The 24,743-nt window shown below is 68.2% G+C and carries 19 protein-coding genes and 1 tRNA gene; 11 read left to right on the top strand and 9 right to left on the bottom strand.

Annotated elements, in window-relative coordinates:
• The first annotated feature begins 32 nt into the window (after positions 1 to 32).
• Positions 33 to 2,573: a bifunctional diguanylate cyclase/phosphodiesterase gene (locus tag PVZ77_RS24785; RefSeq protein ID WP_273808689.1), complete on the top strand. Its 2,541-nt coding sequence runs from the start codon at positions 33 to 35 to the stop codon at positions 2,571 to 2,573.
• 4 nt (positions 2,574 to 2,577) lie between these two features.
• Here the strand turns inward: PVZ77_RS24785 and PVZ77_RS24780 are convergent, their stop codons facing one another.
• The 3 genes from PVZ77_RS24780 to nirB form a co-directional block, all read right to left on the bottom strand.
• A complete protein-coding gene (locus tag PVZ77_RS24780; RefSeq protein ID WP_133859878.1) occupies positions 2,578 to 2,787 on the bottom strand; it encodes a hypothetical protein in 210 nt (69 codons plus the stop codon).
• A 272-nt stretch (positions 2,788 to 3,059) separates the two neighbouring features.
• Positions 3,060 to 3,416, bottom strand: coding sequence for a nitrite reductase small subunit NirD (gene nirD, locus PVZ77_RS24775; RefSeq protein WP_273808688.1), 357 nt, complete (start codon positions 3,414 to 3,416; stop codon positions 3,060 to 3,062).
• A 2-nt stretch (positions 3,417 to 3,418) separates the two neighbouring features.
• Positions 3,419 to 5,968, bottom strand: coding sequence for a nitrite reductase large subunit NirB (gene nirB / locus PVZ77_RS24770; RefSeq protein ID WP_273808687.1), 2,550 nt, complete (start codon positions 5,966 to 5,968; stop codon positions 3,419 to 3,421).
• 582 nt (positions 5,969 to 6,550) lie between these two features.
• Here nirB and PVZ77_RS24765 point away from each other — a divergent pair.
• Entirely contained in the window at positions 6,551 to 10,582 is a 4,032-nt protein-coding gene (locus PVZ77_RS24765; protein ID WP_273808686.1) for a bifunctional nitrate reductase/sulfite reductase flavoprotein subunit alpha, read from the top strand.
• Between the two features lie 9 nt (positions 10,583 to 10,591).
• On the opposite strand, the gene PVZ77_RS24760 is transcribed toward PVZ77_RS24765, so the two are convergent.
• Positions 10,592 to 11,200: a TetR/AcrR family transcriptional regulator gene (locus PVZ77_RS24760; protein ID WP_273808685.1), complete on the bottom strand. Its 609-nt coding sequence runs from the start codon at positions 11,198 to 11,200 to the stop codon at positions 10,592 to 10,594.
• A 144-nt stretch (positions 11,201 to 11,344) separates the two neighbouring features.
• On the opposite strand from PVZ77_RS24760, the gene PVZ77_RS24755 reads away from it, so the two are divergent.
• The gene (locus tag PVZ77_RS24755; protein ID WP_273808684.1) at positions 11,345 to 12,355 is read left to right on the top strand and encodes a hypothetical protein; all 1,011 of its coding nucleotides are present in this window, start codon (positions 11,345 to 11,347) and stop codon (positions 12,353 to 12,355) included.
• A gap of 10 nt (positions 12,356 to 12,365) precedes the next feature.
• Here PVZ77_RS24755 and PVZ77_RS24750 read toward each other — a convergent pair.
• From PVZ77_RS24750 to PVZ77_RS24740, 3 genes are all read right to left on the bottom strand, one after another.
• Positions 12,366 to 12,461: transfer RNA gene (locus PVZ77_RS24750), tRNA-Sec, on the bottom strand.
• Between the two features lie 9 nt (positions 12,462 to 12,470).
• Positions 12,471 to 14,384 carry a selenocysteine-specific translation elongation factor gene (selB, locus tag PVZ77_RS24745; RefSeq protein WP_273808683.1) on the bottom strand — a complete coding sequence of 638 codons (1,914 nt, stop codon included), beginning with the start codon at positions 14,382 to 14,384 and terminating at the stop codon, positions 12,471 to 12,473.
• Between the two features lie 89 nt (positions 14,385 to 14,473).
• A complete protein-coding gene (locus PVZ77_RS24740) occupies positions 14,474 to 15,361 on the bottom strand; it encodes a LysR family transcriptional regulator (protein WP_273808681.1) in 888 nt (295 codons plus the stop codon).
• Between the two features lie 110 nt (positions 15,362 to 15,471).
• Between PVZ77_RS24740 and PVZ77_RS24735 the strand changes: the two genes are divergently transcribed.
• Complete coding sequence (locus PVZ77_RS24735) at positions 15,472 to 16,458, top strand: aldo/keto reductase (protein WP_273808680.1); 987 nt, start codon at positions 15,472 to 15,474, stop codon at positions 16,456 to 16,458.
• A 46-nt stretch (positions 16,459 to 16,504) separates the two neighbouring features.
• Here the strand turns inward: PVZ77_RS24735 and PVZ77_RS24730 are convergent, their stop codons facing one another.
• Complete coding sequence (locus tag PVZ77_RS24730; protein ID WP_133859887.1) at positions 16,505 to 16,813, bottom strand: DUF2288 domain-containing protein; 309 nt, start codon at positions 16,811 to 16,813, stop codon at positions 16,505 to 16,507.
• 214 nt (positions 16,814 to 17,027) lie between these two features.
• Here PVZ77_RS24730 and PVZ77_RS24725 point away from each other — a divergent pair, with 214 nt between their 5' ends.
• The 5 genes from PVZ77_RS24725 to PVZ77_RS24705 all read left to right on the top strand — a co-directional run bounded on the left by PVZ77_RS24725 (position 17,028) and on the right by PVZ77_RS24705 (position 22,061).
• Complete coding sequence (locus PVZ77_RS24725) at positions 17,028 to 18,149, top strand: branched-chain amino acid ABC transporter substrate-binding protein (protein WP_133859888.1); 1,122 nt, start codon at positions 17,028 to 17,030, stop codon at positions 18,147 to 18,149.
• 258 nt (positions 18,150 to 18,407) lie between these two features.
• A complete protein-coding gene (gene livH / locus PVZ77_RS24720) occupies positions 18,408 to 19,331 on the top strand; it encodes a high-affinity branched-chain amino acid ABC transporter permease LivH (RefSeq protein WP_007159571.1) in 924 nt (307 codons plus the stop codon).
• Positions 19,328 to 20,584, top strand: coding sequence for a high-affinity branched-chain amino acid ABC transporter permease LivM (locus PVZ77_RS24715; protein WP_273808679.1), 1,257 nt, complete (start codon positions 19,328 to 19,330; stop codon positions 20,582 to 20,584). Before livH ends, PVZ77_RS24715 begins: the two co-directional genes overlap by 4 nt.
• Positions 20,581 to 21,348, top strand: a complete 768-nt coding sequence (livG, locus tag PVZ77_RS24710) for a high-affinity branched-chain amino acid ABC transporter ATP-binding protein LivG (RefSeq protein WP_133859890.1) — start codon at positions 20,581 to 20,583, stop codon at positions 21,346 to 21,348. The genes PVZ77_RS24715 and livG overlap by 4 nt, the downstream gene beginning before the upstream one ends.
• A gap of 11 nt (positions 21,349 to 21,359) precedes the next feature.
• Positions 21,360 to 22,061, top strand: coding sequence for an ABC transporter ATP-binding protein (locus PVZ77_RS24705; RefSeq protein ID WP_273808678.1), 702 nt, complete (start codon positions 21,360 to 21,362; stop codon positions 22,059 to 22,061).
• Positions 22,062 to 22,350: 289 nt separating this feature from the next.
• Here the strand turns inward: PVZ77_RS24705 and PVZ77_RS24700 are convergent, their stop codons facing one another.
• Positions 22,351 to 23,262: a LysR family transcriptional regulator gene (locus tag PVZ77_RS24700; RefSeq protein WP_273808677.1), complete on the bottom strand. Its 912-nt coding sequence runs from the start codon at positions 23,260 to 23,262 to the stop codon at positions 22,351 to 22,353.
• A 98-nt stretch (positions 23,263 to 23,360) separates the two neighbouring features.
• Between PVZ77_RS24700 and PVZ77_RS24695 the strand changes: the two genes are divergently transcribed.
• Positions 23,361 to 23,960 (top strand): short chain dehydrogenase, encoded by a 600-nt coding sequence (locus PVZ77_RS24695; RefSeq protein ID WP_273808676.1) that lies wholly within the window; start codon positions 23,361 to 23,363, stop codon positions 23,958 to 23,960.
• 59 nt (positions 23,961 to 24,019) lie between these two features.
• Complete coding sequence (locus PVZ77_RS24690; RefSeq protein ID WP_007159577.1) at positions 24,020 to 24,700, top strand: lipoprotein; 681 nt, start codon at positions 24,020 to 24,022, stop codon at positions 24,698 to 24,700.
• The last annotated feature ends 43 nt before the right edge of the window (positions 24,701 to 24,743 follow it).

Genomic DNA, 24,743 nt, shown 5'->3' with positions numbered 1-24,743 from the left:
CTGACTGTCGTCCAGCACCGCCCAGGTTCGCCATGCCGTCCACGCCCATCGCCACCCGCCGCAGCCACAATCTGCTGCTGCGCCTCTTTCCGGTCATCTGCGCCCTGCCGATCCTGCTCGGCCTCGGCTGCTACCTGCTGATCAGGACCGCCACCAGCCAGGACGCCGACGTCCAGCAACGCGCCCGGACCTATATCGACCGCACCCTGGTGCAGGTCGAAAACGAGATCGGCCACAACATCATCAACTACGCCAAGTGGGGCGAGGCCTACAAGCACCTGCACCTGACGGTCGACCTCTTCTGGGCCAACGACGAGCGCAACGTCGGCGACATCCCCTATGAGCTCTATGGCTACAACGGGGTCTTCGTGCTGGATCCGCAGGATCGTACCGTCTATGCGGTGATCGATGGCCGGCCGACGGAGCGCGCGGCGGCGCAGTGGCTCGAAGGCGACCTGGCCGGCCTGCTGGCGGCCACCCGCCAGCGCCCTGGCGAGACCGAGAGTCTGGTACGGGTGCTGAGCGTGGGCGGTGTCCCGGCGCTGGTCGCCGCGGCCACCATCACGCCCGGCGCGAGCTACAGCGTGGCCCCGGGTCCCGGCGCGCCCTCGGTGATGCTGTTCGTCAACGTGCTCGATCCGGACACCCTGGCCCATCTCAGCGATACCTATGGCTTGCCGCGACTCGCAGCGTCGCGGGTGCCCCTGGTCGATCACGAATATCTGCGCTTGCTGGATTCACCGCTGTTGCTCAACTGGCAACCGCCGCAACCCGGCGCCCAGCTCCTGCGCCGCACCCTGCCGGTCTTCCTGGCCGGGGTGCTGCTGCTCGGGCTGGTGCTGGCCCTGCTGATCCGCCATGCGCTGAATTCGGCGCGGCAGCTCGACCAGCAGTTCGATGCCCTGGTCGCCAGCCAGGCCGAGCTGAGTCGCAGCGAAAGGCGCTTTCGCGAACTCGCCGAGGCCGCCTCCGACTGGCTGTGGGAAAGCGATGCCGCGGGCCGCATCACCTATCTCTCCGAACGCTTCGCCCGCATCACCGGGCATGCACCCGGCAGTTGGCTCGGGCGGCCGCTGGCGGAGCTGTTCAGCAGCGGGACGACCCCGCTGGCTGCCTGGCTGCAGGGCAATGCTCGACACCTCGACGAGCGCCAGGTGCTGCGCTGCCATTATCGCGACCGCCTGGGTCACTCCCGGGTCTGCGAGATCACCGCCCGGCCGCTGCCCAAGGACGCGGGCTTTCGCGGCACCGCCAGTGACATCACCGCCGCGGTCAATGCCCAGGCGGAAATCGAACACCTGTCGCAACACGACAGCCTGACCGGCCTGGCCAATCGCCTGCAACTGCAGCACTACCTGGCGCGCAAGCTGACGCAAGCCAGGACCCCGCTGACGCTGCTCAGCCTGGATCTGGATCGTTTCAAACCGGTCAACGACAGTCTCGGCCACGCCGCCGGCGATCGGGTGCTGCAGGAAATCGCCCGGCGTCTGCAGGCCAGTCTGAGACCTGGCGGCCTGGTGGCGCGCCTGGGCGGTGACGAATTCATCGTGGTGCTGCTCGGTCACCTGGATGGGGCGACCGTCGACCAGATCTGTGCGCGCCTGGTGAACGCCATCGGCCGACCCATCCTACTGGAGGAACAGTCGGTCAGCGTCGGGACCAGCATCGGCATCGCCCAGGCGCCGGAGCAGGCCAGCCAGGTCGAGGACCTGCTGCGCCTGGCGGATATCGCGCTGTATCAGGCCAAGGCCGCGGGCCGCAACGGCTGGTGCTTTCATGCTCCGGCGATGGACGCCCAGCTCAGCCAGCGGCGTGACCTGGAACAGGAGCTGCGCCAGGCGCTGGCGCTCGACCAGCTGCGCCTGGGTTACCTGCCCCGTCGGAGCGCCGCCGAGGGCAGGCTGAGCGGCATCGAGGTGCGGCTGCACTGGGCCCATCCGCGGCGCGGCCTGCTGCCGCCGGAGGCTTTCCTGCCCCTGGCCGAAGAAACCGGACTCAGCGTTCCCCTGGAATTCTGGTTGCTGGACAACGCCTGTCACGCTGCCGCGGCCTGGCCCGCGCCGCTGCAGCTGGTCGTCGGCCTGTCCGCTCGCCCGCGCGCGGATGGCGAGGCCCTGGTCGCGACGGTCGCCCGCGCCTTGCAGACGAGCGGCCTGGCAGCGGAACGCCTGGAGCTGCAGCTGCCCGAGGCGCTGTTGCAGGCAGACAGCGCTCTGGCGCCGCCGCTGCAGGCGCTCAAGGCCCTGGGCGTGCGCCTGGGCCTGGCCGACCTTGGCACTGGCTCAGGCGCCCTCGACTCGCTGCGCCACCCCGTGCTGGATGGCATCAGCCTGGATAGCCGTCTGGTCGCGCGCCTGGAGGATCAGCAGGTCGATGCCGCCATTGCCCAGGCTCTGATTGGCCTGGGACGAACCCTGGGCCTCAGGGTGACGGCGACGGGCGTGGAGACGCCTGGCCAGTTGGCCTGGCTCCAGGCACGGCACTGCGACGAGGTCCTGGGGGCCCTGTTCGGTCCCTCCCTGACGGGTCGCGAGCTGGCAGCGCTGCTGGCAACCGACCTGCCGGCGGGTTGACGACCTAGAGGCGCTCCAGCCAGCCCAGATCGCCCCCTCGGGCCGGAACCGGATAGCAGCCATAGGGGGCATACCCATGGGTACAGACCGGATCGGCGCGCAGGGTGAGTTCGCCCACCGGTTGCGCGCGCCAGCCCTCCAGCAGGGCGATAGCGGCCAGGGCCGAGAGCAGGGCGATGAACAGCGCGGAGCGAATTGTTCTTGTCAGGCGCATGGTGACCTCCCACGGGACGATTGCCAGGATCGGCAGACAGCGTCCCCACTCCTTGAGTATCGACCCGGGGCGGTCATTTCGCCGCCCTAGTCAGCTCCCGATTGCGCAACGCTGCACTGCGGCAGGCGCAACAGTGGGGTCGCATCGCACGGCGAGAGACCCGGACAAGGCTGCGCCGTTGTCCAGGCTACGCACGAAGCCCCGCCCCACTCCGTACCGCCCCCTCCCCCCCGGGAGAGGGCTGGGGTGAGGGAAGGCCGGACGCAAAGGCCTCAGGCGATCTCCACCCGCTCTCCATTCAGCCGCACCGCCCAGGTGGGCAAGGCCTGCTCGGGATACTCCAGGCAGCCGCCGTCCGCCAGGCGGAAGTGCTGCTTGTACAGCGGCGAGGCGATCACCAGATCCGGGCCCAGCTGGCCGACGATGCCACGGCCGATGACGTTGGCGCCGGACTTGGGATCGCGGTTGCCCACGGCAAAGACCTTCTGCTCGGTCTCCGGCAGGTAGAACAGCGCCACCTGCTCACCCTCGTGCAGGGCCACCACGCCGGACTGGGGCACCAGGTCGGCCAGGCTGCACAGGGGTTGCCAGCGGGGCTCCAGGGTGCGGGCGGTATTGGTCTGGGTCATGGTCAGGCTTCCTCGGTCAGGTTGATCAGGTGCAGTTCGCCATGGCGTGCCGGCCGGCGCTGGCCGCGTTCCTTGACGAAGTGGATGTCCGGGTCGTTGCCGCGCTGGTTGACGAAGGTACGGAAGCGCTTGAGCTTGTCGGGATCGTTCAGGGCATTGGCCCATTCGCATTCGTAGCGATCCACCACCAGTTGCATCTGGGCTTCCAGCTCGGCGCCCAGGCCCAAGCTGTCGTCGATGATCACCTGCTTGAGGTAGTCCAGCCCGCCCTCCAGCGACTCGCGCCACACCGAGGTGCGCTGCAGGCGGTCGGCGGTGCGGATGTAGAACATCAGCAGCCGGTCGATGTAGCGGATCAGGGTTTCGTCATCCAGGTCGGTGGCGAACAGCTCGGCGTGGCGCGGGCGCATGCCGCCATTGCCGCAGACATAGAGATTCCAGCCGTTCTCGGTGGCGATCACGCCGATGTCCTTGCTCTGTGCCTCGGCGCATTCGCGGGTACAGCCGCTCACGGCGAACTTGAGCTTGTGGGGTGCGCGCAGGCCCTTGTAGCGGTGCTCGATGTCCAGCGCCATCTTGACGCTGTCCTGTACCCCGTAGCGGCACCAGGTACTGCCCACGCAGCTCTTCACCGTGCGGGTGGACTTGCCGTAGGCATGACCGGTCTCGAAGCCGGCGGCGATCAGCTCGCCCCAGATGTCCGGCAGCTCGTGCAACTGGGCCCCAAAGAGGTCGATGCGCTGGCCGCCGGTGATCTTGGTGTAGAGATCGTACTTCTTCGCGACCTGGCCGATGGCGATCAGGCCTTCCGGGCTGATCTCGCCGCCCGGGATGCGCGGCACCACCGAATAGGTACCGTTCTTCTGCATGTTGGCCATGAAGGTGTCGTTGGTGTCCTGCAGGGGCACCAGGTGCGGATCGGTAATGGGGGCGTTCCAGCAGGAAGCCAGGACGTTGGCCACCGCTGGCTTGCAGATGTCGCAGCCGTGATGACCACGACCATGGCGGGCCAGCAGCTCGTCGAAGCTCTGGATGCCTCCCACCCGGACCAGGTGGTAGAGCTCCTGGCGGGTATGGGCGAAGTGCTCGCAGAGACTCTTGTCGACTTCCACGCCCCGGGCGATCAGCTCGTGCTCGAACACCTGCTTGACCAGCGCCGCGCAGCCGCCGCAACCGGTGGCGGCCTTGGTGCAGCTCTTGATGCCGGCGAGGTCGGTGCAGCCGGCGTCGATGGCGGCGCAGAGCGCGCCCTTGGTGACGTTGTGGCAGGAGCACAGGGTAGCGGTGGCCGGCAGGGCATCGGCGCCCAGGGTCGGGGCGCCCTCGCCCACCGGCATGATCAGGCTGGCCGGATCCTGGGGCAGCGGGATGCCATTCTGGGCGTATTGCAGCAGGGTGTCGTAGTAGCTGTTGTCGCCCACCAGCACGGCGCCCAGCACGTGCTTGCCGTCGGCGGAGACCACCAGGCGGCGGTAGCTGGCGCTGGCCTCGTCGATGTAGCGATAGCTGCGCGCGCCCGGGGTGGCGCCGTGGGCATCGCCGATGGAACCCACGTCCACGCCCAGCAGCTTGAGCTTGGTGGACATGTCGGCGCCGGTGAAGGGCGTGGCCTGGCCATGGCAGAGGGTGGCGGCCACCAGGCGCGCCATCTGGTAGCCCGGGGCGACCAGGCCGAAGATGCTGCCGTTCCAGGCGGCGCATTCGCCGATGGCATGGATGAAGGGATCGCTGGTCAGGCAGCCGTTGTCCACCGCCACCCCACCGCGGGCGCCGAGTTCCAGGCCGCAGCTGCGGGCCAGGGCGTCCTGGGGACGGATGCCGGCGGAAAACAGGATCAGGTCGGTCTCGAGGAAATCCTCGCCGGCGAAGTTCATGCGGTAGCGATACTCGCTGCCGGCGGTGATGTTCTGGGTGGCCTTGGACAGATGCACGCCCACGCCCAGGTCCTCGATGCGCTGCCTGAGCGCGGCGCCACCGAGGTCGTCCAGCTGCACCGGCATCAAGCGCGGCGCGAATTCCACCACATGGGCCTCCAGGCCCAGGGATTTCAGCGCATTGGCCGCCTCCAGGCCGAGCAGGCCGCCGCCCACCACCACGCCGCGGCGCGCCCTGGCGGCGGCCAGGCGGATGGTGTCCAGGTCGTCCAGGGTGCGATAGACCAGGCGCGAGTCTCCTTCGGCGCCCTCGATGGGCGGTACGAAGGGATAGGAGCCGGTGGCCAGTACCAGGCGGTCGTAGCCAAAGGCGCCCTCAGGGGTCAGCACCTCGCGCTGTTCGCGGTCGATGGCGGTCACCGCGCAGCCCAGGTGCAGCACCAGGCCGGGCACGGCATAGAGGCCGGCTTCGCTCATGGCCAGGGATTCGGCATCGCGACCGGCGAAGTACTCGGAGAGGTGGACCCGGTCATAGGCGCGCTGGCGCTCTTCGCCAAAGACATGGATCTCGTAGTGGTCCAGGGCGCCAGCGGCCAGCAGCTGCTCGACGAGGTGATGGCCGACCATGCCGTTGCCGACGACGATCAGACGTTCTTTGCGGGTCACGATGCTGTTCATGGAGGCTATCCCCCGGCCGAGGCCAATCAGGTTGATTCGCGGCAAATAAAAAGGCGCCTGAAACCTTGCGGTCTCAGGCGCCTTTGCCTGTTCTGGTAGGGAGGAGCCCTAGGCTCTGCTCCGTGCCCGTCGCCTGCGGTGGCTGTCGATCACCGTTGATCGACCGGGCGACCCGAATGTGCGGGTCTGCCAGGGCTTTTGCATCGGCTGTGCCAGTTCCGCCTGATCGCCTGAAGATCCGCCGCTGGCGCGGGCTGCGGCCTGCCGAGTGCCCTGCCGACGGCTGTCCGCACGTCCGCCGAGCAGAACCACAACGGTGCAAGACGTGGCCGGCCTGCCCCGTCACGGCGCATCGCGACCGCCATCGCCGCGACCTCGGCCGGCGCCGCCGGCACCCCGCCAGACCAGTAGGAATGCGCTCCCCGCGCGCGCCGGGCCAAGCTGGCGCGGGCCTTGCTAAATCCCTGGCCTGGAGCGGTCAACGCCGATCGCTTCCTTTCACGACAAAGGCGCCGTGTTCGCCTCCCTCCGGGGAGCGCGACCGGCGCCTTTTCGCTTTCTGGTTTTCGAAGGATCCTTGCCATGGCCACTACCCACATCAAGAGCGTCTGCCCCTACTGCGGCGTCGGCTGCGGGATCGTCATGCAGGTGGAAGACGGCCGGATCACCAAGGTCGGCGGCGATCGCGATCATCCCGCCAATCGCGGCCGGCTCTGCACCAAGGGCAGCACCAGCCACCAGGCGCTGGTGGACAGCGGGCGCATGGAGCAGGCCTATGTCCGCCATGACCGCTCCCACGAACCGGTGCAGACCGGGCTGGACCAGGCCATCGCCGCCACCGCCGAACGCCTGCGCGCCATCCTCGATCGCGACGGACCCGACGCCATCGCCTTCTATGTGTCCGGCCAGATGTCGCTGGAGGCCCAGTACCTGGCGAGCAAGCTGGCGCGGGGCTTCATCGGCACCAACCAGCTCGAATCCAATTCCCGCCTGTGCATGGCCAGCGCCGGCACCGGTTACAAGCTGTCCCTCGGCGCCGACGGCCCGCCCGGTTCCTATGACGACCTCGACCGCGCCGACCTCTTCCTGGTCAGCGGCGCCAACATGGCCGACTGTCATCCCATCCTCTTTCTGCGGCTGCTGGATCGGGTCAAGCGCGGCGCCAAGCTGATCGTGATAGATCCGCGGCGCACCGCCACCGCCGAGAAGGCCGATCTCTTCCTGCAACTGCGTCCGGGCACCGATCTGCTGCTGCTCAACGGCCTGCTGCACCTGCTGCACGCCGAGGGCCATATAGACGAAGCCTTTATCGCCGCCCATACCGAAGGTTGGGCGGCCATGCCCGATTTTCTCGCCGACTACACCCCGGCACGGGTGGCCGCGGGGACCGGGCTGACCGAGGCGGATATCCGCACCGCGGCGCGCTGGATCGGCGAGGCCGGCGAATGGACCAGCCTCTGGACCATGGGCCTGAACCAGAGCACCCACGGCACCTGGAGCACCAATGCCCTGTGCAACCTGCACCTGGCCACCGGCAAGATCTGCCGCCCCGGCAGCGGTCCCTTTTCCCTGACCGGACAGCCCAATGCCATGGGCGGGCGCGAGATGGGCTACATGGGGCCCGGCCTGCCCGGCCAGCGCAGCCTGCTGTCCGCCGCCGACCGCGCCTTCGTCGAGCGCGCCTGGCGGATTCCGGAGGGCACCCTGCACACCCGCCTGGGCCAGGGCACCGTCGCCCTGTTCGAGGAGCTGGCCGCCGGCACCGTCAAGGCCTGCTGGATCATCTGCACCAACCCGGTGGCCAGCGTGGCCAATCGCGAGACGGTCATCCGCGGGTTGCAGGCCGCCGAACTGGTGATCACCCAGGACGCCTTTCTCGACACCGAGACCAACAGCTACGCCGACATCCTCCTGCCCGCCGCGCTCTGGGCCGAGGCCGACGGGGTCATGATCAATTCCGAGCGCAACCTGACCCTGGCGCCCCAGGCCGTCACCCCGCCCGGCGAGGCCCGCGCCGACTGGCGGATCATCGCCGACGTGGCCTGTGCCCTGGGCTATGGCGAACACTTCAGCTACGCCTCGGCCGCCGAGGTGTTCGACGAGATCAAGCAATTCCACAACCCCCAGACCGGCTACGACCTCCGCGGCGCCAGCCATGCCCGGCTGCGCGAGACGCCGCTGCAATGGCCCTGCCGCAGCGCGGAGAGCGATCCGCGCCAGCCGATCCGCTATCGCAACGACGGCCGCAGCCAGACCCTGCGCCTGGACGAAACCGGCGAACCGACCGCGCTCAACTTCGCCACGCCCAGTGGCAAGGCCCACTTCTTCGCCCGTCCGCACCTGGACCCGGCCGAGCTGCCCGATGCCGACTACCCCTTCGTGCTCAACACCGGGCGTCTGCAGCACCAGTGGCATACGCTCACCAAGACCGGCAAGATCGCCGCCCTGAACCGCCTCAATCCGGCGCCCTTCGTGGAAGTGCATCCCCGGGATGCCGAGGCCCTGGGCCTGGCGGAGGGCGACCGCCTGGAGATCACCTCCCGCCGCGGCCGCGCGGTGCTGCCGGTGACCGTCAGCGACCGGGTCCAGCCCGGCAACTGCTTCGCGCCCTTTCACTGGGCCGACGTGCAGGGCAGCGACCTGGCCATCAACGCCGTCACCAGCGACGCCGTCGATCCGCTCTCGCTGCAACCGGAACTCAAGGTCTGCGCCGTGCGCCTGACCCGGGTCGCCACCATTCCCCATCGCCAGCTGCCGGCCGACGAGCCTGTCGCGGAGAGCATCCAGCTGCCCGCCCTGGCGCGGCTGGCCGAGCTCACCGGGGTCGCGACCGCGGTACGGCCCCAGCTCAGCGCGGCCGAACGCACCTACCTGGCCGGCTTCATGGACGGTCTGCGCGACGGTGGTGCCCAGGGCGTGCCCTGCCTGCCGGCCCAGGCGCCGCTGGCCGCCGACACCCGCCTCTGGCTCGACGGCCTGCTCGCCGGGTTGTTCAGCCGCCTGCCGGAAAGCCGGGCCGCCGGCCTGGCCATGGCCCCCACCGCGCCGGCCGATCTGGTGGTGCTCTGGGCCTCCCAGACCGGCAACGCCGAAGCCCTGGCCGAGCGCTGCGTTGCCCGCCTGTGCCAGGCCGGTCTCAGCGTGGAGCTGCACGACATGGCCGCCTATGCCGTGGAACGCCTGACCGGAGCCCGTCGCGTCCTGCTGGTGAGCAGCACCTTTGGCGATGGCGAGGCGCCGGACAATGGCCAGGCCTTCTGGCAGGGCCTCAATCGGCTCGACGCCTCCCTGGCCGAACTGGACTACGCCGTGCTGGCCCTGGGCGATTCCACCTACGAGCAATTCTGCGGCCATGGCCAGCGCCTCGACGCCCGCCTGGCTCAGCTTGGCGCCCGGCGCCTCTGCCCGCGCCTGGACTGCGACGCCGATGACCTCGACGGCGCCGACGCCTGGCTGGCCGCCCTGCAAGGGCAGCTGGCGCCCCAGGCCGAGCACGTGCCCGTCACCCTCCCGACCGCAACCAGCCGCCCGACGGCGGTGCCTGCGCGACTGGTCATCAACCAAAGACTCAACAGTGCCGGGTCCAACAAGGAGGTCCGGCTGTTCGGTTTCGAATCCGATCAGCCCCTGGCCTACCAGGCCGGCGACGCCTTGAGCGTGAGAGCGCGCAACTGCCCGGAGCTGGTCGAGGAAGTCCTCGCCCTCGCCGGACTGGACGGCGAACAGTCGGTCGCCGTGGCCAAGGTCGGCGAGCTGTCGCTGCGCCAGGCGCTGAGCGAACACTATGAGATCGCCCGCCCCAACCCCGAGACCCTGGCGCTGATCGCCGAGCGCAGCGACAGTGCCGATTGCCGCGCCCTGCTGGCCGCTCGCGACGAACTCAAGACCTGGCTCTGGGGCCGGCAACTGGCCGATGTACTGGCCCGCTTTCCCGCCCGCCACGACGCCGGCGAATTGCTCGGCAGCCTCAAGCGCCTGCAGCCACGCCTCTACTCCATCGCCTCCAGCCCCCTGGCCCATGCCGGCCAGGTGCACCTCACCGTCTCGGCGGTGCGCTACGGTAAGCGCAAGGGCGTGGCCTCCAGCTTTCTCGCCGACCGCCTGGGCGAGGCCACCACCGAGGTGCATATCCAGCCTTCGCGCCATTTCCGCCTGCCGGACCAGGGCGACGTCCCGCTGATCATGATTGGCCCCGGCACCGGCATCGCGCCCTTCCGCGGCTTTCTCCATGAGCGTCGCGCCCGGGGCGACGGGGGCCGCAACTGGCTGTTCTTTGGCGAGCAGCACGCCGCCCATGACTTCTACTACCGCGACGAACTGGAAGCCTTCCAGCGCGGTGGCCTGTTGAACGAACTGAGCCTGGCCTTCTCCCGCGACCAGGCCGAGAAGATCTATGTGCAGGATCGGCTGCGCGAACGCGGTGCCGACGTCTGGCGCTGGCTGCAGGACGGCGCCCGCGTCTATGTCTGCGGCGACGCCAGCCGCATGGCCAAGGACGTCGACCAGACCCTGCGCCAGGTGGTGGCGACCCATGGCCATCTCAGCGACGAGGCCGCCAGCGAGTACCTGCGCGGGATGAGCGAGCAGAAGCGCTATCTGAAGGACGTCTACTAGCGCCGCCGGCTACAGCACCGCGCGCACCAGGCGGGTGAAGGCCTCGATGGCCTCGCGCTCGCCCAGTGCCCCACGCACCACGGCCGCGGCCAGGGCCTCGCCGGCGCCGACCAGACCGATGCAGGACACCTGCAACTCCGCGGCGGGTCTTTGGCTGTGCGGCGTGAGCACCGCCGCCACCATCTGGGTGCCATGTTCCAGCAGTTCCTGGTACACCGCCGTCTTTTCCTCACTTCCCGCCAGGGCCGCCGCCAGCACGCCAACCTCACCCTGCATGTCGGTCACGCAGCGGATGTAGCCTTCGGCCAGCGCCGTGGTGGCTTCTTCGGCGCTCTGCTGCCGCGCGGTCATGGCCTGGCGAAAGGCATCCATCTGCGCCAGATCGAGCCAGCGATAGAGCTCGATGAGCAGTCCCGAGCGGGTACCGAAATGCTCGTAGACGACCGGCTTGGAAACGCCCGCCTGCACGGCCAGATAGCCCAGGGTCAGGCGATCCGCGCCTTCTTCCCGAACGATGACCCGCGCCGTTTCCAGCAGTTGCCGACGCCGGGCTGCCTTTGAGAGACGCCGCCCGGCGACTTCGGAGAGCGGTTTTTCAGGGGTGGATCGTGCTGCCATTGGTCAACTCTTCTTGCAAACCTACTAAAGGTAGGTTAATCCTGAACCAGAACCTACTTCTGGTAGGTTAATGCGGAGAACAGCCCGTGGCAATTGGCTGTGCGGTCTCCGGAACCTCAGCACTGCAACGAAGAGGACAGCATCATGCCACTGCAACCCATACTCTTTGCCGGCGGTTCGGGCACGGTAGGCCGCCAGGCCGTCCACTGGTTCCGCCAGCGCCAGCCTGACTGGCCCCTGCTGGTGGGTGGCCGCAACCTCGCCGCTGCCGAGGACGTCGCCCAGGCCACCGAGCAGGCCCGGGCGGTGCGCCTGGACCTCGACCGGCCGGGGCTGGGACTCGATCCCACCCTCGTCCCGGCAGCCATGATCATGCTGGCACCGGATCAGGCCCTGCACGGCCTGCGCCTCGCCCAGCGGCTGGGCATCCCCTATCTCAATGCCAACACCGGCGTCACCGAACTGGGGCCGGAGGTCGCCCAGTTCATGCAGCGCCCCGGCGCCCATGCCCTGGTGCTGTCCAGCCACTGGGCTTCGGGCGCCGCCCTGGCGCTGGCACTCGATCTCGCCCGCCGCTTCACCCGGGTCGCGGCCATCGGGGTGGAGGTCTTGCTGGATGAGGCGGACCCGGCCGGCCCGCTGGCCTGGGAAGATATGGAGCGAGTGCACAGCGCCGCTCCCGCGGCCCTGGCGTTCCGCCATGGACGCCGCGCCTGGCTGAGCGTGGCCGACCTGCAGGGCAGCGTCACGGCGCTGGACGGTCGCACGCTGGCCGCCACGGCCTTCGGCTCCATCGATCTGCTCAGCCTCTGGGCCACCACCGCCGCGCCGGAGCTGCGCTTCGACATCGCCCTGGGCGAGTCTTCCAGCCGGCGGCGGGGCGCGGAAACGGCGGCCGAGATCGCGGTCAGGGTGACCGGTGAAAGAGACGGCCAGACCACCACCGCACGGTCCGTGCTGGAATTCAGCCAGGGGCAGGCCTCGCTGACCGCCCTCGGGCTGGTGCTGTCGCTGGAGCAGGTGCTGGGCCTGGCGGGCGGTGAACCCTTGCCGGCGGGTCTCTATATGCCCGAACAGCTCTGGGCAGCCGACTGGTTTCTGCAGGAGTTGCAACGGGAGGGCGCGGTGCTGCATCACCCGGTGGACGGGCACTGAGCTCAGGAAATGGCGGAAGGCAGTGGGAGTCGAACCCACCCGGGAACGGCTGCCGTCCCCAACCGGGTTTGAAGCCCGGCCACGCCACCGGGCGTGATTGCCTTCCTCTGTTGCGCTAGCCCTCGGCCGCGCGGGCCCAGGCGCTGTCCGGGCGGACCCGGCGCTCGTCGCCGAAGCGACGGGTGAAACCGATGCGATCCAGGCATTCGAGGATCTGGATGCTGCGCTTGCGACCGATGCCAAGGGCATCGCGAAAGGCCGCGGCGCGAATGATCCCTGCTTCGCGCTCCAGGCGCAATGCCTCGCCGGCCGCGGCTTCCAGACTCGCCTGGGGATAGAAGAGATCCCTGACCACCTGGGTCAGTTCCCCCAGCCGGGCCAGCTTGCGCAGCAGCAGCCGCACCTCGGCCTCGGGCTGATCCAGACTCCTGGCCAGATCGCGGGTCCAGGGCGGATCGAAACGCTGTGCCTCCAGCAGCGGCCAGAGGCGGGTCTTGAGCCCCTCCTCCGCCTCGGTGAGGCGAACCCGGTGATCGGGCATGTGCAGCCAGGGACCGCTGCTCTGCAATCGCCCCTCGGCCAGGGCCGTCTCCAGCAGCGCCAGATAGACTGCCCGCTCCAGCTCCGGCGCGGCGATGCGGCGGAGGCGATCCCGATCGGGACCCAGTTCGTCGGGTTGTTCCTGGTGAAAGGTCGCCAGCGCCGCGCCCAGGCGCTCGAGCGCCGCCTGCCACAAGGAGGCTGCAAACAGCCGCGGGCCAACCCGCGTGTCCACCCTCAGGGTGTCGGCGGGCACGTGCCAGTCGCCTTCGGGGCGGTTGAACTGACGCGCCAGCAGCCGTGGATCGAGACCGCCGTCGGCCTGGGCCAGGAGTTCAGGCAGCGCCTCCTCCAGACCGCCCCGACGCAGTGCCTGGAGTTGTGCCAGGCGCTGCGGCGTGCGGCGATGGCGCGCCGGGGCAAAGGGATCGAGCAGCCGGGCCCCGCCCAGGGTGCGCTGGGCGGACTGGTCACGTAGCACCAGGCGATCGCCATGCACCCCGTGCAGCGGCGCATTGAGCACCAGCTGTGCCAGGGTCATGGCGCCAGGGGCGAGGTTGTCGCCTTCCAGCAGGGCGACGCGACCGGTGAGATCCTGGGCGCCCAGGTGCACGTGCACCGGCGTCCAGTGCGCCAGGTTGCGCGCCTCGCCGGGCAGCAGTCGTAGCTCCACGTCGATCCGGGTGGTGGGCGCATGCAGCGCCTCGGCCACCAGCCAGTCACCGCGGGCGAGGCTGTCGGTGCTCAGCCGCTCGCCCGCAAGATTGAGCGACACCCGCTGACCGGCCTGGGCGGTTTCCGCCGCGCGGTTCTGGGCGTGCAGCCCCCGCACCCGCAGGCGCTGTCCGCGTGGGGTGAGCAGCAGTTCGTCGCCGACGGCCACCTGGCCGGCAAAGGCGGTGCCGGTGACCACCACTCCGGCCCCGGCGACACTGAACACCCGGTCCACCGCCAGGCGAAAGCCGCCGCGGGCGTTGCGCTGGCGCACCTGGTCCAGGGTCGCGAGCAAGGCGGCGCGTAAGGCGGGGATGCCCACGCCGCCGGGACTGGCCACCGGATACAGCGGCGCCCCGGCGAAGGGGCCGGCGGCCAGCAGCGTACTGACGTCCTGGCGCACCTGGGCCAGGCGCTCGGCGTCCACCCGATCGGCCTTGGTCAGGGCCACCAGCAGCCGGGGAATGCCGAGCAATTCGAGGATCGCCAGGTGCTCACGGGTCTGCGGCATGACGCCGTCGTCGGCCGCCACCACCAGCAGGGCCAGGTCCAGGCCGCTGGCGCCGGCCAGCATGTTGTGCACGAAGCGCTCATGACCGGGCACGTCGATGAAGCCGGTGAGGCCGCCGTCGCCCAGATCGGCATAGACATAGCCCAGGTCGATGGTGATGCCGCGCGCCTGCTCTTCGCGGCGGCGGTCACCGGCGACCCCGGTGAGGGCCTGGATCAGCGCGGTCTTGCCATGGTCGATGTGGCCGGCGGTGCCGATGATCATGGGGACGGTACCAGGCGGATGAACAGGGACGTCATGGCGGCTCCAGGCGGCGGACTGGCGCTCAGGGTAGCGGCGCCCCGCGCGCTCGCCTAGCCGTGACGCTCGCGCAAGAAGGCCACGAAGGCGCGCAGGGGCGCGGGCAGCTGGCGGCGATCCGCATAGTAGAGCCGCGGACCAGGAAAGGACGTGGACCAGTCCGCCAGCACTTCCACCAGGCGACCGTCGGCCAGGGGCTGGGCCAGATAGTCGGCGAAGGAATAGATGAGGCCGACGCCGTCGAGGGCGGCCTGCAATTCCAGGTCGAGCGCCGAGGCCAGCAGGCGACTGCCCGGCGCGACATTGATGACCTCGCTGCCGCGCTCGAAGCTCCACTGCGCCATCAGACCGCTGGCGAAGCGATGCCCGATGCAGGAATGCCGGACCAGGTCGGCGGGGTGTGCCGGTACGCCGTGCTGTTCCAGGTAGGCAGGGGTTCCAGCCACGGCGAATCTCTGGGTGACCGGGCCCAGCCGCACGCTGATCATGTCCGCCTCCAGGTGCTCGTCGTAGCGCACCCCGGCATCGAAACTCGCGGCGAGCACGTCGATCAGCCGGTCCTCGGCCACCACCTCCAGGCGAATGCCCGGATGCCGGGCGAGGAAGGGGCCGATCAATGGCGGCAGCAGCACGCGGGCGACGATGGTGGGCACATTGAGTCTCAGGCTCCCCACCGGACTCTCGCCCTCGGCATTGATGGCGTCCAGCGCGCCGCGCACCTCGCGCAGCGCGGGGGTGAGGCGCTCCAGCAGACGCTGGCCGGCCGCGGTGGGCGTCACGCTGCGGGTGGTGCGGTGCAGCAGCCGGACATCCAGTTCCCGCTCCAGCCGCCGCACGGCATCGCTCAGGGAAGAGGCCGCCACGCCGCGCACATAGGCGGCGCCACGAAAGCTGCGGGCCTCGGCCACGGCGGCGAAGGCCGCCAGGTCATCCAGATTCAAGGTGCCTCCATTGTACGGCTGAGCGAACAGGTCGTTGTGTCGAGACCGGATTATCGCACAGCGTCATCCTGGCTAGAGTGAAGCCTCATCCACCTGAAGAGGAATCCCTCATGCAACAGCGTCGCTTGGGCCGCCAGGGCCCCTTGGTATCGAGCCTTGGTCTGGGCTGCATGGGCATGTCCGACCTCTATGGCGCCGCCGACCGGGGCGAGGCCATCGCCACCGTCCAGGCCGCCCTCGAACGCGGCGTCACCCTGTTCGACACCGGTGACTTCTATGGCATGGGCCACAACGAACTGCTCCTGGGCGAAGCCCTGCGCGGTCGGCGCGACCAGGCACTGATCAGCGTCAAGTTCGGCGCCCTGCGCGGTCCGGGCGGCGAGTGGCTGGGCTACGACACCCGGCCGGCGGCGATCAAGAATTTCGTCGCCTACAGCCTCAAGCGCCTGGGTGTGGACCACATCGACATCTATCGCCCTGCACGGCTGGATCGCCAGGTGCCCATCGAGGACACCATGGGCGCCCTCGCCGAGCTGGTGCAGGCCGGCTACATCCGCCATATCGGCCTTTCGGAGGTGGGCGCACAGACCCTGCGGCGGGCGGCCGCGGTGCATCCGGTCTGCGACCTGCAGATCGAGTATTCGCTGGTCTCGCGCGGCATCGAGGCGGAGATCCTACCAACCTGCCGCGACCTGGGCATCGGCATCACCGCCTATGGCGTGCTCTCCCGTGGCCTGCTCAGCGGTCACTGGCGCCAACCCTCGGGCAGCGGCGACTTCCGCGCCCATAGTCCGCGCTTCCAGCCGGGCAACGTGGAGAAAAACCTGGCGCTGGTGGAAGGCCTGAAGCAGTTCGCCGAACACCGGGGCACCACCCCGGCCCGGCTGGCGGTGGCCTGGGTCGCCGCCCAGGGCGACGATATCGTGCCGCTGGTCGGTGCCCGCCGCCGCGTTCAGCTCGACGAATCCCTCGGTGCGCTGGAGGTGGCCCTGAGCGCTGCGGATCGCGCCGAACTGGAACGGCTGCTGCCGCCGGACGCCGTGGCCGGTGATCGCTACGGCGAACACCAGCTCCGCGATCTCGACAGCGAACGCTGAGCCACGCTCGCCAGCAGCGGCCCGCCTTGCGCGGGCCGTTGGTATTTCAGCGCTCGGCCGGACGCTCCTGCATCAGCACCCAGGGCGCCACCACCACCGCCCACAGGGCCACCTCAGGCGCCTCCAGCCGGCGCCGCGCGCGGTCTTCGTCGACCTTGGCCAGTTGGCCCTGCTGCAGCCACAGACCCACCCGGGCGGCATCGTCCTGGGTCACGGCGATGGCCGCCTCGATTAGGTCCAGCTCGGGTGCCACTTCCAGCAGCACGCCCCGCGCAAAATGCGGTTGCAATTCTTCCCAGCCGATGGCGGCGGTCTGCCCGAGCAGGGTGGCGTAGCGCGTTGCGTGATCGGTCATGGTGCGGGCCTCGCGAAAAGGGCGGATTCTACCGTTGCCCTCCCCAATTGCCGAGCGGCCGGACGCACGGGCCACAGATCCGACAAGTTGTCGTCGCCAGCTTTCCAAGACGAACAGACGGTGATTAAACTGCGCGGCGCGTCATAAAGAACAAAATCGGCACATTTTCGCTTCCAACTGCCTCATTAATAAAAGCATTCCGAGTGGAGCACTCATGAAAAAGGCAACTCTGCGTTTCTCCCGCTTGGTCGCGGCCCTGGCCCTGGCCGGCATGGCCAGCCACACCCTGGCAGCCGACACCCTGAAGATCGGTCTGGCCGGCCCCAAGACCGGCCCGGTCGCCCAGTACGGTGACATGGAGTTCATTGGTGCCCAGATGGCCATCGAGCAGATCAACAAGGCCGGCGGCGTCAAGGGCAAGCAGCTCGAAGGCGTGATCTACGACGACGCCTGCGATCCCAAGCAAGCCGTGGCGGTTGCCAACAAGATCGTCAACGATGGCGTCAAGTTCGTCGTCGGCCACCTCTGCTCCAGCTCCACCCAGCCCGCCTCCGACATCTATGAGGACGAAGGCATCCTGATGGTGACCCCGGCGGCCACCAGCCCCGACATCACCAACCGTGGCTACAAGCTGATCTTCCGCACCATCGGCCTGGACAACATGCAGGGCCCGACCGCCGGCAAGTTCATCGTCGAGCACGTCAAGCCGAAGATCGTCGCGGTCATCCACGACAAGCAGCAGTACGGCGAAGGCATCGCCACCGCGGTCAAGCAGACCCTGGACAAGGCCGGCGTCAAGGTTGCCGTGTTCGAGGGCATCAACTCCGGCGACAAGGATTTCTCCTCGCTGATCGCCAAGCTCAAGCAGGCCAACGTCGACTTCGTCTACTACGGCGGCTACCACCCCGAGCTGGGCCTGATCCTGCGTCAGGCGGCCGAGAAGGGCCTGACCGCCAAGTTCATGGGTCCGGAAGGCGTGGGCAACAGCTCCATCTCCGCCATTGCCGGCAAGGCCTCCGAAGGCCTGCTGGTCACCCTGCCGCGCTCCTTCGACCAGGATCCCAAGAACCAGGCCCTGGTGCAGGCGTTCAAGGACAAGAAGCAGGATGCGAGCGGTCCCTTCGTGTTCCCCTCCTACGCCGCCGTGCAGGTCATCGCCGAAGGCATCGAGAAGGCGGGCGACGAGAAGCCCGAGGACGTGGCCAAGGCACTGCGCAGCAACACCTTCAACACCCCCACCGGTGAGTTGGCGTTCGACGAGAAAGGCGACCTGAAGAACTTCGAGTTCGTGGTCTACGAATGGCACGCCGACGGCACCAAGACTGAAGCCAAGTAAGCCCTAGAAGCTGTTCAGGACCTCGCGAGCTAGAGACAAACAAGGCGAACACACCTGAGGAAGCGGAGTTTACAAGAGGTAAATGAGCATTCCGAAGGTGTGTTCAACGCAGTTTGGCCGACGCGCAGTAGGTTCTGAACAGCTTCGAAGTCCGTAACACCGAAGCCCACCGCCACCGGCGGTGGGCTTCGTTTATCCGCCTCCATCCGAGGCCTGGGACCCGCACCAGAAGTGCACCAAGGTCCCCTGGAGACACCCATGCCCGAGTTCTACCACTACCTGCAACAGCTGGTGAACGGCCTCACGGTCGGCAGCACCTATGCGTTGATCGCCATCGGCTACACCATGGTCTACGGCATCATCGGCATGATCAACTTCGCCCATGGCGAGGTGTACATGATCGGCTCCTATGTGGCCTTCATCGCCATTGCCGGCCTGGCCATGCTGGGTATCCACAGCCTGCCCATCGTCATGCTCGCCGCCTTTGGCGCCAGCATCATCATCGCCAGTGCCTACGGCTACAGCATCGAACGCATCGCCTATCGCCCCTTGCGTGGCGGTAACCGGCTGATCCCGCTGATCTCGGCGATCGGCATGTCGATCTTCCTGCAGAACTGGGTGCTGCTGGCCCAGGACTCCAAGGACAAGTCGATCCCCAACCTGCTGCCGGGCAACTTCATCATCGGCACCGACGCCATGAACGGCGTGGTGATCTCCTATGTGCAGGTGCTGATCTTCATCGTCACCCTGCTCACCATGTTCGGCCTCACCTGGTTCATCTCCCGCTCCCGCCTGGGCCGCGCCTGCCGCGCCTGCGCCGAGGACATCAAGATGGCCAACCTGCTGGGCATCAACACCAACGGCATCATCGCCCTGACCTTCGTCATCGGCGCCACCCTGGCCGCCGTGGCCGCGGTGCTGCTGGGCATCCAGTACGGCGTGATCAACCCGAGCCTGGGCTTCCTGGCCGGCATCAAGGCCTTCACCGCCGCCGTGCTCGGCGGCATCGGCAGCATCCCCGGCGCCATGCTCGGCGGCCTGGTGCTGGGCGTGGCCGAGGCCTTTGGCGCCGACGTCTTCGGCGACCAGTACAAGGACGTGGTGGCCTTCAGCCTGCTGGTGCTGGTGCTGCTGTTCCGCCCCACCGGCATCCTCGGTCGCCCGGAGGTGGAAAAGGTATGAGTGCCCGTCTGCGAACCGCCTTCTTCAGCGCCCTGCTGGTGCTGGCCGTCGCCTATCCCATCCTCGGCCTCAAGCTGGAGACGGTGGGCGTCAACCTCGAGGTGCACGGCGCCACGCCGCGCACCCTCTGGATCGTGGCCCTGGCCGCGGTGCTGATGTTCGTCTGGCAACTGGTGCGAGACCCGCTCACCGCCGGCTGGCGCCGCGGTGGCGGCCTGCACCTGCCGGCCACCGGCCTGGGCACCAAGCTCACCGAACCCAGGACCCAGCGCTGGGTGATCCTGGGCCTGGTGCTGGTCGCCCTGGTATGGCCCTTCTACGGCTCGCGCGGCGCGGTGGACATCGCCACCCTGATCCTCATCTACGTGATGCTCGGCCTCGGCCTGAACATCGTGGTGGGTCTGGCCGGTCTGCTCGACCTGGGCTACGTCGGCTTCTATGCCGTCGGCGCCTACACCTACGCTATGCTCTCCCACTACTACGGCCTGGGCTTCTGGGTCTGCCTGCCGCTGGCGGGGCTGATGGCGGCGCTGTTCGGCTTCCTGCTCGGTTTCCCGGTGCTGCGCCTGCGCGGCGACTACCTGGCCATCGTCACCCTGGGCTTCGGCGAGATCATCCGCATCCTCTTGCGCAACCTCACCCAGTGGACCGGCGGCCCCAACGGCATCAGCGGCATCGAAAAACCGACCCTGTTCGGCCTGACCTTCGAACGCCGGGCCCCCGAGGGCATGACGCCCTTCCACGAGTATTTCGGCATCCCCTACAACTCCGAATACAAGGTGATCTTCCTCTACCTGATCGCCCTGTTGCTGGTGCTGCTGACCCTGTTCGTGATCAACCGCCTCTTGCGCATGCCCATCGGCCGCGCCTGGGAAGCCCTGCGCGAAGACGAGATCGCCTGCCGCGCCCTGGGCCTGAATCCCACGCTGATCAAGCTCTCGGCCTTTACCCTGGGCGCCTGCTTCGCCGGTTTCGCCGGCAGCTTCTTCGCCGCTCGCCAGGGCCTGGTGTCGCCGGAATCCTTCACCTTCATCGAATCGGCCATCATCCTGGCCATCGTGGTGCTGGGCGGCATGGGCTCCCAGCTCGGCGTGATCCTCGCGGCCATCGTGATGATCCTGCTGCCGGAGCTGATGCGCGAATTCAGCGAATACCGCATGTTGATGTTCGGCCTGCTGATGGTCGTGATGATGATCTGGCGTCCGCAAGGCCTGCTCCCGATGCAACGCCCGCACCTGGAGTTGCGCAAATGAGCCAAGCCCTTCTCGATGTCTCCGGCCTGTCCATGAGGTTCGGCGGCCTGCTGGCCGTCAACGGCGTCAACATCCGCGTGGAACAGGGCCAGGTGGTCTCGCTGATCGGTCCCAACGGCGCCGGCAAGACCACGGTGTTCAACTGCCTGACCGGCTTCTACCGACCCAGCGGCGGCGAGATCCTGCTCAATGGCGAAGCCATCCAGGGGCTGCCCGGCCACAAGATCGCCCGCAAGGGCGTGGTGCGCACCTTCCAGAACGTTCGCCTGTTCAAGGAAATGACCGCGGTGGAGAACCTGCTGGTGGCCCAGCACCGCCACCTCAACACCGGCTTCCTGGCCGGGCTGTTCAAGACCCCGGCCTTTCGCAAGAGCGAGGCCGAGGCCATGGACTATGCGCGCTTCTGGCTGGAGCAGGTCAACCTCACCGAATTCGCCAACCGTAACGCCGGCAACCTTGCCTACGGCCAGCAGCGCCGCCTGGAAATCGCTCGCTGCATGATGACCCGCCCGCAGATCCTCATGCTCGACGAGCCGGCCGCCGGTCTCAACCCGCGCGAGACCGAGGACCTCAAGGCGCTCATCGCCCTGCTGCGCGCCGAGCACGGCGTGACCGTGCTCCTGATCGAGCACGACATGCACCTGGTGATGAGCATTTCCGACCACATCGTGGTGATCAACCAGGGCACCCCCCTGGCCGACGGGACGCCGGAGCAGATCCGCAACAACCCCGACGTGATCAAGGCCTACCTGGGCGAATCCTGATGGAGACCACCATGCTGCAGTTCGACAACGTCTCCACCTTCTACGGCAAGATCCAGGCGCTGCATGGCGTCAGCGTGCAGGTGAACCGGGGCGAGATCGTCACCCTGATCGGCGCCAACGGGGCCGGCAAGTCCACCCTGCTGATGACCCTCTGCGGTACCCCGCAGGCCCACGGCGGCAGCATCCGCTATGAAGGCGAGGAGCTGGTCGGCCAGGAAACCGCGCAGATCATGCGCAAGGGCATCGCCGTGGTGCCGGAAGGTCGCCGGGTGTTCGCCCGCCTGACCGTGGAAGAGAACCTGGCCATGGGCGGCTTCTTCACCGACAAGCAGGCCTACGACCGCCAGCTGGAGAAGGTTCTCGGCCTCTTTCCACGCCTCAAGGAGCGCTATGCCCAGCGCGCCGGTACCATGTCCGGTGGCGAACAACAGATGCTCGCCATCGGCCGGGCGATGATGAGCGAGCCGCGCCTGCTGCTGCTCGACGAGCCGTCGCTGGGACTTGCGCCCATCATCATCCAGCAGATCTTCGAGATCATCGAACAGCTGCGCCAGGATGGGGTGACGGTGTTCCTGGTCGAGCAGAACGCCAACCAGGCGCTCAAGCTGGCCGACCGCGGCTACGTGCTGGAGAACGGCCGCATCGTCATGCAGGACAGCGGCGCCGAACTGCTGGCCAACCCGGACGTGCGCAAGGCCTATCTGGGCGGTTGAGCCGTTTATTCTATCGCGACGATGTCGGTTCGCCGATGCGACCGCTTTTGCTGTGGATCCTATCGCGGCCATGGGCCGCTCCTACAGGCACCCGTAGGAGCGGCCCATGGCCGCGATAGCACGTGCTTCGGGTCGAGACGGCTCCACCGTCGAAGCCCAACAGTGCCGTAGCGTGGAAAACGGCGCAGCCTTTTCCACTGGGGCTTCCCGGCGAAGGGTGCCCTCACCCCAGCCCTCTCCCGCAGCGAGAAGGGACTGTCCCCGCAGGCCTCCAGCTCCATCGGCCCCGCTACCCCAACGCCTCCAGGCGCTGCCGACTGCGCTCGAACCAGTCGCTCAGGGCTTCCGCCACCACCCTTGTCCGCTTCGGCAACCCACCCTGGTAGGGATGCACCAGAAACAGCGGCTGGCTGGGCGTGCGCCATTCCCGGAGCAGCCAGACCAGGGCACCACTGGCCAGCTCCTCGTGCACCATGAATGAGGGCAGCCGGGCGATGCCCTGCCCGGCCAGGGCCGCCTGCTTGAGCAGGCTGTAGTGATTGCAGGCCAGGCTGGGGGTTACCTGCACGCGGTCGAGTCGGTGCTCGCGGTGATAGAGCCAGACCTCGCCCTCGGCATAGTGGCTGTTGACCAGGCAGCGGTGGCCGAGCAGCGCCTCGGGTGCCTGCGGGACCTCGTGCCCGGCCAGATAGGCGGGTGCCGCGCAGGTCACCTCCTGCATGGCGAACAGCGGTCGCGCGACCAGGCGCTCGTCCGGCTCCAGTCGGGCGCGAATCGCCAGGTCGAACCCCTCGGCGACCAGGTCGCGATAGCCGTTGTCCAGCACCAGGTCCAGCTGGATGGCGGGGTGGGTGGCGCGACAGGCCAGCAGTACCTCGAAAAAGGTGTAGCCCAGGGATACCGGAACGGTCAGGCGCACCGGCCCGGCTGCCTCCTCCTGCAGGCGGGCCACGCTCTGCAGGGCCCGCTCACGCTGGCGCACCAGGGCCTGGGCCTCGGGCAGCAGGGTGCGCCCGGCGGCGGTGGGAGCGAGACGGCGGGTGGTGCGGTGCAGCAGGCGGGTCTCCAGTCGCACCTCCAGCGCCCGGATGCGCTTCGACAGTTGCCCCTTGCTGCAGCCCAGGCGCTCGGCTGCACGGGTGAAGCTGCCGCTTTCACAGAGGATGGCGAAGGCCGCAAGATCAGCGAAATCGTCCTGCATCGTTTCCTCCAGGAAACACTGGATTGCCATTCAGGTGATTTATCAGGGCAATGCGCCATTCTAGGCTGGAGACTCCCTTCCCTTCACGGAGTCGCATCATGAAAATCATCCTCGTCGGTGCCAGCGGTACCCTGGGCAGCGCCATCGCCGAACGCCTGGGCAGCCGCCACGAGCTGATCCGCGTCGGCCGCCAATCCGGCGACCTGCAGGTCGACATCACCCAACCGGAGTCCATCCGTGCCCTGTTCGCCCAGGTGGGTCGTTTCGATGCCCTGGTCAGCGCGGTGGGTTCGGTGACCTTCGCCCCCTTCACCGAGATGACGCCCGAAGCCTACGGGAAAGGCCTGCAGGACAAGCTGATGGGCCAGGTCAACCTGGTGCTGCTGGGCCAGGCGCAGGCCGCCGAGGGCGCCTCCTTTACCCTCTCCACCGGCATCCTCAGCGAACAGCCCATCGCGCAGGGCAGCTCGGCGGCCATGGTCAACGCGGCGCTGGAAGGCTTCGTCCGCGGCGCGGCCATCGAGTTGCCACGGGGTCAGCGGCTCAACGCGGTGAGTCCGACGGTGCTGGAGGAATCGCTGGGACACTACGGCGATTTCTTCCGCGGCTTCAAGGCGGTATCGGGTGCCGAGGCGGCCCTGGCCTACGAACGCAGCGTGGAAGGGCGGGAAACCGGCAAGACTTATCGCGTCTGGTAAGTCCTTGAGCTCGCGGCGCTGTCTGAGTAACGTGTGCCCACCTCAGTCGGAGTCCTGCGATGCCAGCGCCGCGTGCCATCTTTCCCCTTGCCCTGCTCGGCCTCCTCGGCGGCTGCAGCCTGTTCCAGAGCGACGACACCCCGCGTGCACCGGGCGGCGAGCGCCTGCAGGGCGATCTGCGCTGGAGCGGTGACCAGCTGCTGTTCCGCCCCTGCCAGGAACAGCGTTTCTTCGACGTCACCGACGCCAACAACACCGCCATCCTGCGCGATGCCCACGAACTGGCCGCCGACAGCGGTGCCGCTTCGCTGTTCGCCGATCTGCGCGGCAAGCTCAAGTCCGGGGGCCGCGATGGCGCCCAGGGCGTATTCGCCGTCACCGACGTCTACCGCGTGCAGTACAGCGGTCCGGGTTGCAGCGATCCGAACTTCAAGCGTACCGCCATGAATGCCGGTGGCCATGGACCGGACTGGAGCGTCCAGGTCAGCAACCAGGGCATGCTGGTCAGTACCGCCGGCCAACAGCGCCGCGCCCTGCCCTTCGTGCAGGAGGAATTGCCCGGCGGCATGCGCGCCCTGTCCACCGAGGCCAATGGCGAGAAGGTCGAGTTGTGGATCAATCCCCGGCGCTGCGTGGATGGCCGGACCGGCACCGTGCAGTCGCTGCAGGCCGAACTGCGCATCAATGGCCAGACCTGGCAGGGCTGCGCCTTCTACGGTGGTGCCGGCAACCCCACCTAACCCGGGCGTTCGCGCGATGCTTAGCGCGATCCCCTTGGCATCT

The organism is Pseudomonas sp. SHLD1 (assembly GCF_028640935.1).
In the GTDB taxonomy this organism is placed as follows: domain Bacteria; phylum Pseudomonadota; class Gammaproteobacteria; order Pseudomonadales; family Pseudomonadaceae; genus Chryseomonas; species Chryseomonas aestiva.
This window is presented reverse-complemented; position numbering and strand designations above follow the sequence as displayed.

What these genes read in the sequence shown, in the direction of transcription:
- PVZ77_RS24705 (WP_273808678.1), top strand. Translation starts at nt 21,360, where the DNA reads ATGCTGCAGTTCGACAACGTCTCCACCTTCTACGGCAAGATCCAGGCG.
- PVZ77_RS24730 (WP_133859887.1), bottom strand. Translation starts at nt 16,813, where the DNA reads ATGACCGATCACGCAACGCGCTACGCCACCCTGCTCGGGCAGACCGCC.
- PVZ77_RS24690 (WP_007159577.1), top strand. Translation starts at nt 24,020, where the DNA reads ATGCCAGCGCCGCGTGCCATCTTTCCCCTTGCCCTGCTCGGCCTCCTC.
- livH (WP_007159571.1), top strand. Translation starts at nt 18,408, where the DNA reads ATGCCCGAGTTCTACCACTACCTGCAACAGCTGGTGAACGGCCTCACG.
- nirD (WP_273808688.1), bottom strand. Translation starts at nt 3,416, where the DNA reads ATGACCCAGACCAATACCGCCCGCACCCTGGAGCCCCGCTGGCAACCC.
- PVZ77_RS24725 (WP_133859888.1), top strand. Translation starts at nt 17,028, where the DNA reads ATGAAAAAGGCAACTCTGCGTTTCTCCCGCTTGGTCGCGGCCCTGGCC.
- PVZ77_RS24780 (WP_133859878.1), bottom strand. Translation starts at nt 2,787, where the DNA reads ATGCGCCTGACAAGAACAATTCGCTCCGCGCTGTTCATCGCCCTGCTC.
- PVZ77_RS24785 (WP_273808689.1), top strand. Translation starts at nt 33, where the DNA reads ATGCCGTCCACGCCCATCGCCACCCGCCGCAGCCACAATCTGCTGCTG.
- PVZ77_RS24760 (WP_273808685.1), bottom strand. Translation starts at nt 11,200, where the DNA reads ATGGCAGCACGATCCACCCCTGAAAAACCGCTCTCCGAAGTCGCCGGG.
- livG (WP_133859890.1), top strand. Translation starts at nt 20,581, where the DNA reads ATGAGCCAAGCCCTTCTCGATGTCTCCGGCCTGTCCATGAGGTTCGGC.
- PVZ77_RS24765 (WP_273808686.1), top strand. Translation starts at nt 6,551, where the DNA reads ATGGCCACTACCCACATCAAGAGCGTCTGCCCCTACTGCGGCGTCGGC.
- PVZ77_RS24735 (WP_273808680.1), top strand. Translation starts at nt 15,472, where the DNA reads ATGCAACAGCGTCGCTTGGGCCGCCAGGGCCCCTTGGTATCGAGCCTT.
- PVZ77_RS24700 (WP_273808677.1), bottom strand. Translation starts at nt 23,262, where the DNA reads ATGCAGGACGATTTCGCTGATCTTGCGGCCTTCGCCATCCTCTGTGAA.
- selB (WP_273808683.1), bottom strand. Translation starts at nt 14,384, where the DNA reads ATGATCATCGGCACCGCCGGCCACATCGACCATGGCAAGACCGCGCTG.
- nirB (WP_273808687.1), bottom strand. Translation starts at nt 5,968, where the DNA reads ATGAACAGCATCGTGACCCGCAAAGAACGTCTGATCGTCGTCGGCAAC.
- PVZ77_RS24755 (WP_273808684.1), top strand. Translation starts at nt 11,345, where the DNA reads ATGCCACTGCAACCCATACTCTTTGCCGGCGGTTCGGGCACGGTAGGC.
- PVZ77_RS24715 (WP_273808679.1), top strand. Translation starts at nt 19,328, where the DNA reads ATGAGTGCCCGTCTGCGAACCGCCTTCTTCAGCGCCCTGCTGGTGCTG.
- PVZ77_RS24695 (WP_273808676.1), top strand. Translation starts at nt 23,361, where the DNA reads ATGAAAATCATCCTCGTCGGTGCCAGCGGTACCCTGGGCAGCGCCATC.